The following is a 14,074-nucleotide window of genomic DNA, read 5'->3' as shown; positions in this document are numbered from 1 at the left end:
CTCCAGGCTAGCCGCTGCTCGCCGCTACTTCTTGCGGCGGGAGCGCACCCGGCGGGGAGGAGGGGGCAGGATGCTCGCGGCGAGATCACGGAGCACGACGCGCGCGGGCGACCGGGGCGCGGCATCCGTCACGGTGCGCCCGGCGAGCACTGCGCTGTCGAAGGCGTGTTGGTCGTACGGCACGAGAACCGCGTCGTGGATGCCCCCGAACCGGGCCAGAGCCTGGCGTACTTGGGCCGCGGCGCCGAGGCCCATCGCGCTCGACCGCACGCGGTTCATCACCACGACGGCATCCGTCCGCTCGGCCGCCTCGAGCATGTCGGCGTGACTGCGGAGCAGCCGAGACAGCCCCACGGGGTCGGCCGACCCGACGACGACGAGGTGATCGGCTGAGCGCAACGCGGCGAACGTGGCGGCGTTGCGGCGCGGCGCGAAGAAGTCGCTCGAGATCTCCTCGTCCGCCTCGAGGCTCGACGCCGTGTCCACGACGACGACGTCGGCCCACGATCGCGCCCGCTCGAGGGCGGCTGACACCTTCTCTGCCGACAGCTCGGGCCAGCGGCTCGCGCGCCCGATGCCGGTCAGCACGCGGAACCCGCCCGCGGGCGACTCGTAGAACTGGGCGATCCGATCGAGCTCGTCGTGCGTGAGGCTGTCGGTGCCCGCGAGCCGGCAGGCCGCGGCGAACCCGGGCGCTTCGTCGAGCAGGCCGAGCGCGGGCGCGACCGAGGCGCCGTGCGTGTCGACGTCCGCGAGCACGACGCGATGGCCGAGCGCGGCGAGCTCCGCGGCGATAGAGATGGCGACGGTCGTGCGGCCGGGGGCACCACCGGGCCCCCAGACCGCGATGACCGTTCCGTGTGCGGCGGGCGCCGGGGTATCGGATCGGCCGAACCCCCCGAGGAGTGGCTCGAGGCCCGCCCAGTCCGACTCGGTGTCAGCGGTCTCGCGGACCCCGAGCCGCGCTGCGAGTCCGCGCTCCGACGAGGTCCCGGCGAGCGCGACGAGGCGCACCCCCACCGCGTCGGCCGAGGCGAGCACGTCGGCATCGAGGTAGCGCGGGTCGGCGAGGACGAGGGCGCAGGACGGGCGCAGCAGTTCCATGGCCTCGCGCAGTTCGCCGCCGTCGATGCAGTCGGCGACCACCTCATGACCGTGGCGCGACGCGTCGTGCGCCAGTCGCTGGGCGAGCGCATCGGGGAGCGCGAGGGCAACCCGCGCCACGTCAGCGCCCCGCCGGCATGCTCGTCGGCACGATCGAGAGGGCGGCATCATTCGCGATCGCCTCGAGCAGGCGGGCGATGGATGACCGGGACACGAGCACCTCGACCGCCGTGACCTCGCCGCCCGCGACGATCGTCTCTGTGGAGACGAGCCGCACCACGATCGCCCCGTCGACGAGCACGGTCGGCGTCGCATACTTGCCCGACTCCTCGTCCTCGGCCGCCGACCACACGTCCACCTCGGCACCCGCACCGACCGATTCGGGCAACGCGCCCGACGTGGAGATGACGACGGAGGCGAGAGTCGAACTGCGACGAGAGCCGACCGCCGTCGCGGGCACGAGCTCGCCGTCGGCGACCGCACGGGTCACGATGAGACCGCCTTCGGGGATGTCGCCGGGCACGAGGTAGTGCTCGCCCGCCGACGGCAGACCGACGCCCTGGATGACGAGGTCGGATTCGTCGAGGGGCTGACCGGGGAGGAGAGCACCCTCCGCGACGTACACCGGGGTCGTCTCGTCGGCCGTCGCGACGAGAGCGACCACGCCCGCGGTCGATCCCGCGACGAGGAGCACACCGACGAGGAGACGGGGATCGACAAGCGCGGCCCGCAGTCGGCGGAGAACGGGAGAGGTCGCGGGGGTCGCATCGCGGGAAGCCATGCCGCTATCGTCGGGCACGCTGCGGTACTCACTCCTGGAGTTATCCACATGCGGGCCACGGCTGCGGGAGCGCGCTCATAATCGAGGCATGAAGGAGTCGAATCCGCCCGAGCACCTGGGCAGGTTCCTGACCCTCGCAGATACCGCCGAGCTGCTCAACATCACGCCCCGTCAGGCCTACGCGCTCGTCCGATCGGGCGAGCTGCCCGCCATCAAGGTGGGCGCGAGCGGCCAGTGGCGCATCGAGCGCAGCGTGCTGGAGTCGTACATCGAGGCCATGTACGAGGAGACGCGCCGCATGAGCCTCTGGAACCAGTCCGATCTCGCGAGCGTCACGGAAATCAGCTTCGACCGACGCCGCCCGTAGCGAGGCGACCTCGCTCTAGGCGAGTCGCACGAGTTGAACCTGTTCGAGCGGGATGAGTCGCACCTCGGAGACGGCTGACTCACGACGCGGGGCGTCCGGAGGGTGCACCGCGAGGTCGAGGTGGTCGCGGCCGACCCGGTCGATGGTTCCGGCGAGCATCCCCGATGCCGTCTCGATGCGCACGAAGCGCCGTCGACGAGCGAGATCGCGGAGGACGAAACCGAGTCCCAACCTTTCCGTGAGCGATGGCTGGCCCGAGCCACCACCGTCGGCCAGCGGCCCGCCGCCCAGGGTAGACCGGGCCAGGACGGCCGGCATCCCGACGGAATCGACCGAGCCGAGCGGCACGATCCCCGACCAGGCGGGCGGCCCCTCCGCATCGACGGCCGCCCAGTCGCGCCCGACGTCGGCAATGCGGACGCGGTGGTGCCCCACGCCCAGGTGGAGCACTACGGCATTGCCGCCCGCGGCGAGGAGTCGATCGCGCATCCCAAGCCGCGCCAGACGGAGCCGTTCGTCCTCTCGCTCGAGGTCGAGCTCCTCTGCCGTCAGCTCCCGCTCCAACTGGGACTCGAGATCGTCGAAGAGGCTGTCCCACCGCATGCCGCGAGGTTACTCACAGGGCCGTCCCTGTCGGGAGCGTTCTCCACATGTCCTCGATCGTCATGGATCGACAGCCTCCGACTCTGCTTAGGTGTGGACACCGCAACGTTCACTAGACAGCTGGGTCTACCTGAATCGAGGCGGCTTTGACTCCCACCACGGCACTCTCCCCCGCTCCCCTGCCGACGCACGACGACGTCCCGGAAGGCCTCCGGCTCGACTCCCGAGTGCTGCGTCACCGGTTCGCGAGCGACGACTTCTTCGGCCACCAGCCGACGTCGACCTCGTCGCTGCCCGACCCGCAGCCCCTCATTCAGAACCTCGCGCGCTGCGTGATCGAAATCCTCGCGGGAGCGCGCGACCTCGAGCAGATCTCTCGCTGGGTCACCGACGACGTCTACCGCCACCTGCTCAAGCGGGTCGTGCTCTCAGCCCGAGCCCGTCAGGCGAAGGGGCAGAAGCCGGCGCGACCGGCGTTCGTTATCGGCTCCACAACGATGTGCGAGCCCGCCGACGGAGTGGTCGAGGCTGTCGTCGTCGTCCACGGCAGAGCGCGCACCCGAGCCGTCGCCGTGCGTCTCGAGGGCATGGACCGCCGGTGGCGCGCGAGCGCCATCAACGTGCTCTAGACCTCGATCTCACCGCCGACCGAGCGCAAGTGCTCGCGGAACGTCAGAGTCGGCGTCGCCGCGCGCGACGCGAGGTAGTCGGAGAACCGGACCTGCTCACGCAACGACGTGCCCGCGGCGATGCGTTCCGCTTGTGCGCGCTCGGTGTCGCGGATGCCCTCCGCCGCCGTGAGGACGTCATCGAGCCGATCGAGCGCGACGAAGAGGGCTCCGTCATCGTCGGCGAAGACGGCATCCTCGGCGGTGACCTCCTGCTCGCCGACGGTCGCGGCCTCGAGGGCGTCTGGCGCGCGGGGATCTACTCGCACCGGACCCGGCGGAGTGGATCCCAGGCTGAATACGGGCAGGCCGATCGCGCGAATGTCCGCCGTGTCGCGGTGCAGGCCCCAGATCAGGATGCCGGCGAGCCCGGCCTCCCGAACCTCGAGGGCGACGAGGTCGCCGACGCACGCCTCATCGGTGCGCCCCTCGTTGTCCACGACGAGCACATCCCCCGGGATCGACCCCTCCAACGCCTCGAGGTAGAGGTCGACGCTGCCGACGTGCCGGACCGGCAGCACTCGGCCGGCGAACCTGTCGCCCGGCGACACCGCTCGCAGGCCCGGCGGTGCGACCCTCAGGGGCACGCCGAGCCGAACGCACGCGTCGGCGATGTGCGCCGTCGTGAGGGTCGCGAATCGATCCATCTCAGAGCTCCTTCTCGAACCAGTGGTGGGCGTACGGCTCCGCATTGAACGCGGTGACCTCGTGGTAGCCGGCGGACCGGTACAGGGCGATGGCCTCGACGAGGGCGCGGTTGGTGTCGAGCCGCACGACGGATCGCCCGTGCTCGCGCGCGACGGATTCGAGCTCGGTGAGCATCCGCCTACCCAGACCCAGTCCGCGTGCGGTGGGCGACACCCACACGCGCTTGATCTCGCCCACCCCGTCGCCGAGCAGCTTGACGCCCCCGACCGCTACTGGCTCGCCGTGCAGCCGCGCGAGGAGCATCGCGCCCGACGGGAGCTGAAGTGACTCGTCGCTGAGAGGTAGCGTCGTGCCCGCGTCGAAGCCGCTCTCGAATCGAGTGGCGAGCTCGGCGAAGTAGTGGCCGACTGCGGCTCGCGCGTCGGGATGCGACGGCGCCACCACCTCGACGGTGACGGCCGACACGGCCAGGAGCCGCTCTACCTCGCCCATGGCTTCCACGAGGCGGGCGCGCTGGGTGGCGTCGAGGGGCGCGAGCATCGACTCGGCCTGCGCGTCGGAGAGGCGATCCAGCTCGCGCCGTTCGGCCGCGCCGGCGGGGGTGAGCCTGGCGACGCGCACCCGTGCATCTCCGGGCTCCGAACCGACGCTGGCGAGGCCCGCCGCGTCGAGCGCCTGAAGCATTCGCGTGAGGTAGCCGGAGTCGAGGTCGAGCCGCGCGCGCAGCTCCCTGAGCTCGGCGCCGGACTCCCCGATCTCCCAGAGCAAGCGCGACTGACCGAGGCTGCGGCCCCGAGCAAGGAAGGCGTCGTCCAGAGCGCCGACCCGCTGGGTGACGGCGCGGTTGAATCGGCGCACTCGCGCAACGGCGTCGGGATCCATTCTCTGACTCTAGTCAGAGAATGGATCGAGCGCTAGCGGAGCGGCGGCGTCTCCCAGCCCGCGAGGGCGACATCCAGTGCGGTCGCCAGCGAGACGAGCAAGTCGGCTCCATCGGTGCACGACTCCCCGGGGCTGAAGTCGCAACCCGAGTCGCTGAAGGCCTCGGCCGCAGCGGCCGCCTCCGCCGACCGGCTTGCCGCCTCCGGGAGGTCGGCCACGAGGTCCTCAGAGCCGGGAGCGATGTCCACGACATCGACCAGGTAGGACTGAACTGCCAGCACTTGCTCCTGGATGCCGGCGATGTGGATGCTGCAGTTGAAGTCGCCGTCGATCACCTGCTGGTACGTGCACTTCTGTGTGTTCCACCAGCCGACGTACTCGCCCAGTCCGTTGCGGGCCTCATCGAGACCGGCGAACCATTCCTCGTCGGGAACGAAGTCGCCCGTGCCGACCGGCGTCTCCGCGGTGGGCGTGGCCGACGGCTCGGGAGCGGGGCCCGCCGACGGGGTGGTGCACGCCGCGAGAGCAGCGGCAAGCGCGACGGCGGGCAGGACTGCGGCGAGGCGAATGCGCGAGAACATGTCACTACTGTAGGGCCGCGCGCCTACCCCGGACCGCCGTCTAGCGACCCTTCTCCCGCGCGCGGCGCTGGGCGCGGTTGAGGGGCGCCTGGTCGCCCGAGCCGCCCTCGCGCTGCCCGAAGGCACCGCGCTGTCCGCCCTGCTGCTGCGGCTGAGCCGCCTGCGGCTGCACCCGACCGAGTCCGGCGTTCTGCTGGGCCTGCTGGGCGCGAGCCGTTGCGGCGCGCTCGACCTGCCCCCGCTGGTTGCGCACCTCGACGTCGCCCGACGCGTCCTCGCTCGGTGCGGAGTAGCTGAGCTGGTTGGTCGGAGCTGCCGGAGCCGAGAGGCCGCGAGCCTCGACGGTGGCGCCGCCTCCGGCCGCGCTCGTCACCTCGACCTCGAGGTTGAAGAGGAAGCCCACGGCCTCCTCGCGGATCTGTCCCATCATCGACTGGTAGAGCGCGAAGCCCTCGCGCTGGTACTCGACGAGCGGGTCGCGCTGGGCCATCGCGCGCAGTCCGATGCCGTCCTTCAGGTAGTCCATCTCGTAGAGGTGGTCGCGCCAGCGGCGGTCGATGACCGAGAGCACAACACGGCGCTCGAGCTCGCGCATCGCCTGCTCGCCGAGCTTCTCCTCGCGGCGCTGGTAGGCGATGCGGGCGTCCGACAGCACCTCCTTCTTGATGAAGGAGGGAGTGACCTTGCCCCGCGCCTCCGAGAGCACCTCGTCGACGGTGATCGAGACGGGGTAGAGCGTCTTGAGCTCGGTCCACATGACGTCGAAGTCCCAGTCCTCCGAGCTGCCCTCGGCGGTGTTGACGTCGACGACCTCGCCGATGACATCCTCGAGGAAGCGCTCGACGCGATCCTTGAGGTCGTCGCCCTCGAGGATGTGCCGACGGTCGGAGTAGATCGCCTCGCGCTGGCGGTTGAGCACGTCGTCGTACTTGAGCACGTTCTTGCGGATCTCGGCGTTGCGCGCCTCGACCTGCGCCTGAGCGGAGCGGATGGCCCGGCTCACGATCTTCGAGTCGATCGCGAGATCGTCCGGAACGTTGCTGCGCCCCATGAGGGCCTCGGCCGCGCCCGAGTTGAAGAGTCGCATGAGGTCGTCCTGCAGCGACAGGTAGAAGCGGCTCTCGCCGGGGTCGCCCTGACGGCCCGATCGACCGCGGAGCTGGTTGTCGATGCGGCGCGACTCGTGTCGCTCCGTGCCGAGCACGTAGAGGCCTCCGACCTCGCGCACCTTCTCTGCCTCGGCCTCGACCTCGGCTTTGACGGCCTCATACACCGAGTCCCACTCGGCCTCGTACTCGTCAGGGGTGTCGACCGGGCTCAGGCCCTTCGCGTTCATCTGCGACACCGCGAGGAACTCGGCGTTGCCCCCGAGCATGATGTCCGTACCACGGCCGGCCATGTTCGTCGCGACCGTGACGGCACCGAGGCGGCCCGCCTGGGCGATGATCGCCGCCTCGCGGGCGTGGTTCTTGGCGTTGAGCACCTCGTGACGGACGCCCTTCTTGGCGAGCATCCGCGAGAGCAACTCGCTCTTCTCCACGCTCGTCGTGCCGACGAGCACCGGCTGCCCCTTCGAGTGGCGGGAGACGATATCCTCCACGACCTGCTCGAACTTCGACTGCTCGTTCTTGTAGACGAGGTCGGACTGGTCGACGCGCAGCATCGGCTTGTTGGTCGGGATCGGGACGACGCCGAGCTTGTAGGTGCTCATGAACTCGGCCGCCTCGGTCTCGGCGGTACCCGTCATGCCCGACAGCTTGGAGTACAGCCGGAAGTAGTTCTGGAGCGTCACCGTCGCGAGGGTCTGGTTCTCGGCCTTGACCGCGACGCCCTCCTTGGCCTCGATGGCCTGGTGGATTCCCTCGTTGTAGCGACGGCCCATGAGGATGCGGCCGGTGTGCTCGTCGACGATGAGCACCTCGCCGTTCATCACGACGTAGTCCTTGTCCTTCTTGAAGAGCGCCTTGGCCTTGATCGAGTTGTTGAGGAAGGAGATGAGCGGCGTGTTCGCCGACTCGTACAGGTTGTCGATGCCGAGGTAGTCCTCGACCTTCTCGATGCCGGGCTCGAGAACGCCGACGGTGCGCTTCTTCTCGTCGACCTCGTAGTCGACGTCCGGGATGAGCTTGGTGGCGATCGACGCGAACTCGGTGAACCAGCGGTTCGCCTCGCCCGACGAGGGACCGGAGATGATGAGCGGCGTGCGGGCCTCGTCGATGAGGATGGAGTCCACCTCGTCGACGATCGCGAAATAGTGTCCGCGCTGGACCATGTCGGATGCCTGCCAGGCCATGTTGTCGCGCAGGTAGTCGAAGCCGAACTCGTTGTTGGTGCCGTACGTGATGTCGGCGGCGTACTGCTCGCGGCGCTCCGCGGGGGTCTGACCGGAGAGGATGCAGCCGGTGGTCATTCCGAGGGCGCGGTAGACGCGGCCCATGAGTTCCGACTGGTAGCTCGCGAGGTAGTCGTTGACCGTGATGACGTGCACGCCGCGGGACGCGATCGCGTTGAGGTACGCGGCGAGGGTCGCGACGAGAGTCTTGCCCTCACCCGTCTTCATCTCGGCGATGTTGCCGAGGTGGAGCGCAGCGCCGCCCATGAGCTGGACGTCGAAGTGGCGCATGCCGAGCGTGCGGACCGCCGCCTCACGGACAGCCGCGAAGGCCTCGGGAAGCAGGTCGTCGAGCGACTCGCCATTGGCGTAGCGCTCGCGGAGCTCCACGGTCTCGTGCTTGAGCTCGTCGTCGGTGAGGTCCTTGAAGTCCTCTTCGAGCTGGTTGACCGCATCCGCATAGCTCTTGAGGCGGCGCAGCAGTCGCCCCTCGCCCACCCGGAGAACGCGTTCGAGAACGTTGGCCACGAAAGACTCCCTATTTACGGCACGCGGAACGTGCTGTTACAGACTCGTAATCGTAGCAACACGGCGCTGGGAAACCCCTGCCCGCACCGGGCGGACAGGGGTTTCCCGACGCTGGACGATTACGCTCTGCGGGAACGCTTGGCGGGCGCGACCGCCTCTTCCTCGAGGGAGATGACGCCGTAGTCCCAGCCCTTGCGGCGGTAGACCACGCTCGGCCGATCGGTCTCGGCGTCGATGAAGAGGAAGAAGTCGTGACCCACGAGCTCCATGTGGTCCACCGCTTCGGACACCCTCATGATGCTCGACGGGAAGACCTTCTGCCGGATGACGACGGGGGTGTAGTCCTCGTCCGAGTCATCCGTCGCCTGAACCGGGATGCTGCCGGTCGTCACCTTCTCGATGACATCGGGACTCACGGGCGTGATGTCGATGACGCTGAAGCCATCGGCTGACGCCTCGCGCAGGGAGACCGGCCGGTGCTGACCGCGGTGCACCTTGCGGCGGTCCTTCGACTGACGGATGCGCTCCACGAGCTTGGCCATGGCCAGGTCGAACGCGACGTACTTGTCGGAGCCGGCGGCCTCCGCGCGAACGAGCGGCCCGGGACCGATGAGGGTCAGCTCGACGCGATCGTCACCGCTCGAGCCGCGCGTCTCGTGGTGGCGGCTGACCTTGACCTCGAAGGCGATGGCTCGCTCGGCGAGATGATCGATCTTCTCGGCCTTCTCGGTGGCGTATTCGCGGAAGCGGTCCGTAACCCCCAGGTTGCGTCCGGTGATAGTGATGTCCATATCGACCTCCCAGCCCTCGTCGACGCGATCTTGCGCTCCGCCAAGTTCCTCCCAGGCGGTCGATTCGCGCCTTTAGACCCCACCGTAGTCCTCGGCCCCAGGGATGTCACGGCTTCTGTGCAACCTCGGAGTGAACGCCATGGTGGCGGCCCCCACGACCTCCCCGCCGGCCGCAGCTACTGCCCTCGCCGCCTCCTCGAGGGTCGCTCCGGTCGTGAGGATGTCGTCGATGAGAAGCACCCGCCGACCCCGGATTCCGGGCCGCGCGCCGAGCGCGTCACGGAGGTTGTCGGCCCGCTCCACGCGGCCGAGCGACTTCTGCACCCCTGTCGCGCGGGTCGGTGCGAGCACCCGCTCGAACCGACGCCCGGTGCGCCGCAGCAGCAGCCGCACCGGATCGAAGCCGCGGCGCCGGTAGCCCGCTCGGCTCGAGGGAACGGGCACCACGACCGCGTCGGGATACTCGGCGAGCGCCGCGCGGATCGCCTCGCCCAGGGGCCACGACAGCTGCCGCGCGAGGTCGGTGCGCCCTTCCTCCTTGAAGGTCAGGATGATGCGCCGCACCTCCGACTCGTACCGCAGGGCCGTGTAGACGACGAGGCCGCCCGGCGTCGACCGCGGGGTGACCGCGGGGCGCAGGAGGGCGGCGCAGTCGTCGCACAGGCCGCGATCGGGAGCGCCGCAGCCCGCGCAGTCAAGGGGGAAGAGCAGGGCCCGGGCATCGCGGAGCGCGTCGATGATCATCCGTCGACCCTGCCAGGGAGCGCGCCGACGCATGAGCGCTCAACGCGCGCCCTGTGGAGAACTCCTACTGCTTGCTCGCGAGGAAGGAGGCGGTGAGACCCGAGGCGACCCACCCCCCGGACCCACGCGCCTGCCAGATGCTCCCGTCGGGAGCGAGCACTCGCAACCCGTCCGTGCCGTTGTTGCCGCCGGCGATCGTGGTGGCATCGGAGACCTGGCTGAGCGGACTGCTCGGACCGCCGATCTCGACCGTGGTGATCGGCGAGGCCTCGGCACCGTGGGAGACGGTGGCGACGACACGGTCGCTCACCCACGTCGCGTCGACCGGGGTGCTCGACGGGGCCGGGAGGGGCAGGAGCTCGCCGAGCTCCGTCGGGATGTTCGTCCCCTGCTGGCGCACGATGCCCGCCACGCCGAGTTGCGGCCCGGCGCTGGTGGCGAGGTAGACGAGCAATCGGGTGCCGTCGCGGGAGACGTCGGCGGCGACGATGCGGGCGTCCACCGGGAGGCCCGTCGCGATCGGATGCTCCGTGCCGTCGACCTCGAAGACCTTGAGCGACCCCGCACTCGAGCCCTGCACCGACCACACGAAGCGGAAGGGATCGAGCGACGGGGCGATGAGGCCGGATCGGGCGTCCACGACGAGCGGCTGGTCGGCGCCGGCCCTCGCGACCGAGACCCCGGCCGGGCTGAGGAAGGCGACCGTCTGCTGGTCGTTGCTGAGGGTCGCCGCGGTCGCGCCCGCGGCGGCGACCTGTGCGCCGAGGGCGCCGAGGCCCGTCGGCCCCTCGCCGGTGTCGAAACCGAATCCCTCGTCGGTACCCACGAGGACGGCGGACTCGACGCCCGGGTTGCGCACCGCGGGAGTGCCGGTCTCGGGCGCGACGATCTCGAGGCCGCCGACCGTCATGATCACGCTCGACACGTCGAGGCTCGCGGCGAGCTGCTGCTGCATCCGCTCCCGGTCGGCGGGGCTCGCCGTGAGCGCCTCGGAGCTCAGCTCGACCGTCGCCGTGCCCGACACCACCTCCGAGCTCACGACGCTCGTCGCGATGGGGAACGAGCTCAGCACGACGCCCTGCTGAAGCCACGACGCGGGACCCTCGAGCAACTCGCGCACGATCCGGCTCGTCACCGTCGCACGCGCGGGGAACCACCGGACGTCGGGGACCAGGTACTGGTAGCTGGGGTCGAAGAAGTAGAGAGCCTGCTCGGTGAACACGACGTTGAAGCTCGACTGGGAGAGCACGATCGCGTCGGGCGCGTCGCTGATGCGCCACTCGCCGTCCTCCTGCACGAACGAGTAGCTGAGCGTCTGCGACGCGGGAGGCGTCTCCTGGTAGCGGCCGTCGGCGTCGACGACGGCCTTGCTCGTCACCGTGTAGTCGATCGAGTTCTCGGCCGCCCCGGGCGTCATCGCGGGGATGCCCGTGCGGATGATCGCCTCGGCGTCGGGGTTCCAGTCGTCCGCGATCGAGTCGGCGAGGAACTGCCGCGCGATCGCGTACTGGGACTGCGGACCGCGCAGCGCGAGCATGAAGTCCGACAGGATCTCCTCCTGAGTCGAGCCCGGTCGGGGGCCCGACGGCAGCACGAAGAAGTCGGGCTCGAGCCGGTCGTCGATGATGCCGCCCGTCACGACGCCGCCCGACGTGGGGATGCCGACGCACCCCGACAGCGCGAGCACGACGGCGACGAGCCCGATCGCCCTAGTCCTCATCGCGGCTCACCTCCAGGGCGGGGGCGTCATCGGGCGGCAGCTCGAGGGGGGAGCCGGTGAGGACCGCTCCCCGACGGCGCGGCAGCGTGAGGCGGAAGCACGACCCCTCGCCGGGTGAGGACCACACCTCGAGCCAGCCGCCGTGCAGGGCGGCGTCCTCGAGCGAGATGGCCAGACCGAGTCCGGTGCCGCCGGTGGTGCGCTGGCGCGACGGGTCGGCGCGCCAGAAGCGGTCGAAGACGCGGTCGACGGCGGCCGGAGTCATCCCGACACCGTAGTCCCGTACGGCGATCGCGACCGCCTCGCGATCGCTGTCCACCCACAGCACGATGGGCTTGCCCTCGCCGTGATCGATCGCGTTGCCGAGCAGGTTGCCGAGGATGCGCCGGATGCGGCGCGCATCGACGTCGGCCTCGAAGTATCCCCCCGGCGCGACGATGCGCAGGTCGCTGCCTTTCTGCTCGGCGAGGGCGGAGACGGACTCGATCGCCTCCTCGGCGAGGCGGACGAGGTTGGTGGGTTCCGTCTCCATATCGACGGCGCCGGCGTCGTAGCGGCTCATCTCGAGGAGATCGGCGAGGAGGAGCTCGAAACGCTCCACCTGCGTGTGCAGGAGCTCGGCGGTGCGCGCGGTCGCGGGCGGGAAGGTGTCCCGCTGGTCGTACAGCACGTCGCCCGCGAGGCGGATGGTCGTGAGGGGCGTGCGCAGCTCGTGGGACACGTCGGAGACGAACCGCTGCTGCACCTGCGACAGGTCGGCGAGCCGGGTGATCTGGCTCTGCAGGCTGTCGGCCATGCCGTTGAAGGAGCGCGCGAGGGTCGCAATGACGTCTTCGCCCTTCTCCGGGATGCGCACCTCGAGGTCACCGGCCGCGAGGCGCTCGCTCGTCTCGGCCGCGAGCTGCACGGGACCGACGACGAGTCGCACGACCGTGAAGGTCACCGCGCCGATGAGGACGATGAGCGCCAGCCCGCCGACGACCAGGGTCTGCTGCACGAACCCGAGCGTGTCGGAGGCGTCGACGATGTCGTAGACGAGGTAGAGCTCGTACTGCGCCCCGCGGATGTCGAGTTGAGTGCCGACGACGAGTCCGGGATGCACGCCCCCGTCCACCGGCAGCGCGACGGACTGGGAGTGCGTGCGGGGCTCGCTCTCGTCCTGGACCGCCGCGCGCAGCTCGGGGCTGATGAGGGTGGTGCCCGCGTCGAGGCCCCGCGACGCGATGTCCTGGGGAGTCGGCGACCCGGGCTGACCGGGGGTGCGCAGAATGGCGTACTGAGTTCCCGTCGGGGTCGACGCGGCGGCCGCGATGTCCCGCGCGGCGTCGTAGATGAGCACGTCGAGGTCGTCGGTGCCGAGCTGCTCGACGGACTCGTCGAAGAAGCGCTGACCGGTGAGTGTCGCGTTCGCGCTCGTCGCCTCCAGCTCGGCGCGGCGCGCGTCGAAGAGGTTCGTGCCCACACTCACCGACATATAGCCGCCGATGATGAATACCGCGATGGCGGACAGCACGACCGTGATGGCGACCGTGCGCACCTGCAGCGAAGACCGCCACAGGGTGGCGAGCCGGGCGGCCCAGGCGCGCCAGTCGACGTAGCGCATCGTCCTACGTGGAGCTGCCAGCGCGATAGCCGACCCCGCGCACGGTCATCACGATCTTCGGGTTGTCCGGATCCTCCTCGACCTTCGCGCGCAGTCGCTGCACGTGGACGTTCACGAGGCGGGTGTCGGCCTTGTAGTGGTACCCCCACACCTGCTCCAGGAGCATCTCCCGCGTGAACACCTGCTGCGGCTTGAGGGCCAGCGCGAGAAGGAGCTCGAACTCGAGGGGGGTGAGGCTGATACGGGCATCCCCTCGCTTGACCTCGTGACCGGCGACGTCGATGACGAGGTCGCCGATCGTGAGCGAGCCGGTGCTCGTCTCGGGCGTCGGGCGCAAGCGCGTGCGGATGCGGGCGACGAGCTCCTTGGGGTTGAAGGGCTTCACGACGTAGTCGTCGGCACCGGACTCGAGCCCCTTGACCACGTCGGCGGTGTCGCTCTTCGCGGTGAGCATGATGATCGGAACGCCGGACTCCTCGCGGATGCGCGAGCACACCTCGATGCCGTCGATGCCCGGGAGCATGAGGTCGAGCAGCACGAGGTCGGGTCGGGTCGAGCGGAACGCCTCGAGAGCACCGGTGCCGTCATCGCAGAAGGACGGCTCGAAGCCCTCCGTCCTCAAGACGATGCCGATCATCTCGGCGAGCGCGGTGTCATCGTCGACCACAAGAATTCGCGCGTTCACTGATCCTCGCAACTGGGGTCATCCCCGGCCTGAGCAA

General features: G+C 69.9%; 14 protein-coding genes. 2 read left to right on the top strand and 12 right to left on the bottom strand.

The genetic code is table 11. From position 1 onward, the window contains the following. Positions 1–24 precede the first annotated feature (24 nt). On the bottom strand, positions 25–1,224 hold the full coding sequence (locus Q5716_RS03000; protein WP_305001604.1) for a CpaE/TadZ family protein: 1,200 nt from the start codon (positions 1,222–1,224) through the stop codon (positions 25–27). Position 1,225: 1 nt separating this feature from the next. Beyond that, positions 1,226–1,885 (bottom strand): hypothetical protein, encoded by a 660-nt coding sequence (locus Q5716_RS02995; protein ID WP_305001603.1) that lies wholly within the window; start codon positions 1,883–1,885, stop codon positions 1,226–1,228. A gap of 88 nt (positions 1,886–1,973) precedes the next feature. Here Q5716_RS02995 and Q5716_RS02990 point away from each other — a divergent pair, with 88 nt between their 5' ends. Continuing rightward, positions 1,974–2,252 (top strand): helix-turn-helix domain-containing protein, encoded by a 279-nt coding sequence (locus tag Q5716_RS02990; protein WP_305001602.1) that lies wholly within the window; start codon positions 1,974–1,976, stop codon positions 2,250–2,252. 15 nt (positions 2,253–2,267) lie between these two features. Here Q5716_RS02990 and Q5716_RS02985 read toward each other — a convergent pair whose 3' ends face one another. Further along, positions 2,268–2,855, bottom strand: coding sequence for a hypothetical protein (locus tag Q5716_RS02985; RefSeq protein WP_305001601.1), 588 nt, complete (start codon positions 2,853–2,855; stop codon positions 2,268–2,270). Between the two features lie 146 nt (positions 2,856–3,001). Between Q5716_RS02985 and Q5716_RS02980 the strand changes: the two genes are divergently transcribed. Next, positions 3,002–3,484, top strand: a complete 483-nt coding sequence (locus tag Q5716_RS02980) for an Rv3235 family protein (protein WP_305001600.1) — start codon at positions 3,002–3,004, stop codon at positions 3,482–3,484. On the opposite strand, the gene Q5716_RS02975 is transcribed toward Q5716_RS02980, so the two are convergent. The 9 genes from Q5716_RS02975 to mtrA form a co-directional block, all read right to left on the bottom strand. Continuing rightward, positions 3,481–4,170, bottom strand: coding sequence for an RraA family protein (locus tag Q5716_RS02975; protein ID WP_305001599.1), 690 nt, complete (start codon positions 4,168–4,170; stop codon positions 3,481–3,483). The genes Q5716_RS02980 and Q5716_RS02975 overlap by 4 nt on opposite strands. A gap of 1 nt (position 4,171) precedes the next feature. Continuing rightward, positions 4,172–5,053: a helix-turn-helix domain-containing GNAT family N-acetyltransferase gene (locus Q5716_RS02970; protein WP_305001598.1), complete on the bottom strand. Its 882-nt coding sequence runs from the start codon at positions 5,051–5,053 to the stop codon at positions 4,172–4,174. 32 nt (positions 5,054–5,085) lie between these two features. Beyond that, positions 5,086–5,634 (bottom strand): hypothetical protein, encoded by a 549-nt coding sequence (locus tag Q5716_RS02965; protein WP_305001597.1) that lies wholly within the window; start codon positions 5,632–5,634, stop codon positions 5,086–5,088. Positions 5,635–5,674: 40 nt separating this feature from the next. Next, positions 5,675–8,494, bottom strand: coding sequence for a preprotein translocase subunit SecA (gene secA / locus Q5716_RS02960; RefSeq protein ID WP_305001596.1), 2,820 nt, complete (start codon positions 8,492–8,494; stop codon positions 5,675–5,677). 119 nt (positions 8,495–8,613) lie between these two features. Further along, positions 8,614–9,285, bottom strand: coding sequence for a ribosome hibernation-promoting factor, HPF/YfiA family (gene hpf / locus Q5716_RS02955; RefSeq protein ID WP_305001595.1), 672 nt, complete (start codon positions 9,283–9,285; stop codon positions 8,614–8,616). A 72-nt stretch (positions 9,286–9,357) separates the two neighbouring features. Continuing rightward, positions 9,358–10,029, bottom strand: a complete 672-nt coding sequence (locus Q5716_RS02950; protein WP_305001594.1) for a ComF family protein — start codon at positions 10,027–10,029, stop codon at positions 9,358–9,360. 64 nt (positions 10,030–10,093) lie between these two features. Continuing rightward, complete coding sequence (locus tag Q5716_RS02945; RefSeq protein ID WP_305001593.1) at positions 10,094–11,749, bottom strand: LpqB family beta-propeller domain-containing protein; 1,656 nt, start codon at positions 11,747–11,749, stop codon at positions 10,094–10,096. After that, a complete protein-coding gene (mtrB, locus tag Q5716_RS02940; protein ID WP_305001592.1) occupies positions 11,739–13,352 on the bottom strand; it encodes an MtrAB system histidine kinase MtrB in 1,614 nt (537 codons plus the stop codon). The genes Q5716_RS02945 and mtrB overlap by 11 nt, the downstream gene beginning before the upstream one ends. Before the next feature lie 4 nt (positions 13,353–13,356). Further along, positions 13,357–14,037 (bottom strand): MtrAB system response regulator MtrA, encoded by a 681-nt coding sequence (mtrA, locus tag Q5716_RS02935; RefSeq protein WP_305001591.1) that lies wholly within the window; start codon positions 14,035–14,037, stop codon positions 13,357–13,359. Positions 14,038–14,074: the final 37 nt, after the last annotated feature.

The sequence above is a fragment of the Antiquaquibacter soli genome (assembly GCF_030580675.1).
GTDB lineage: Bacteria > Actinomycetota > Actinomycetes > Actinomycetales > Microbacteriaceae > Rhodoglobus > Rhodoglobus soli.
Note: the sequence above shows the minus strand (reverse complement) of the source record. Positions and strands in the feature narration are given on the sequence as shown.

Coding starts and splice junctions, on each gene's coding strand:
- Q5716_RS02995 (WP_305001603.1), bottom strand. CDS start 1,885: ATGGCTTCCCGCGATGCGACCCCCGCGACCTCTCCCGTTCTCCGCCGA.
- Q5716_RS02990 (WP_305001602.1), top strand. CDS start 1,974: ATGAAGGAGTCGAATCCGCCCGAGCACCTGGGCAGGTTCCTGACCCTC.
- Q5716_RS02985 (WP_305001601.1), bottom strand. CDS start 2,855: ATGCGGTGGGACAGCCTCTTCGACGATCTCGAGTCCCAGTTGGAGCGG.
- Q5716_RS02975 (WP_305001599.1), bottom strand. CDS start 4,170: ATGGATCGATTCGCGACCCTCACGACGGCGCACATCGCCGACGCGTGC.
- Q5716_RS02970 (WP_305001598.1), bottom strand. CDS start 5,053: ATGGATCCCGACGCCGTTGCGCGAGTGCGCCGATTCAACCGCGCCGTC.
- Q5716_RS02965 (WP_305001597.1), bottom strand. CDS start 5,634: ATGTTCTCGCGCATTCGCCTCGCCGCAGTCCTGCCCGCCGTCGCGCTT.
- hpf (WP_305001595.1), bottom strand. CDS start 9,285: ATGGACATCACTATCACCGGACGCAACCTGGGGGTTACGGACCGCTTC.
- Q5716_RS02950 (WP_305001594.1), bottom strand. CDS start 10,029: ATGATCATCGACGCGCTCCGCGATGCCCGGGCCCTGCTCTTCCCCCTT.
- Q5716_RS02945 (WP_305001593.1), bottom strand. CDS start 11,749: ATGAGGACTAGGGCGATCGGGCTCGTCGCCGTCGTGCTCGCGCTGTCG.
- mtrB (WP_305001592.1), bottom strand. CDS start 13,352: ATGCGCTACGTCGACTGGCGCGCCTGGGCCGCCCGGCTCGCCACCCTG.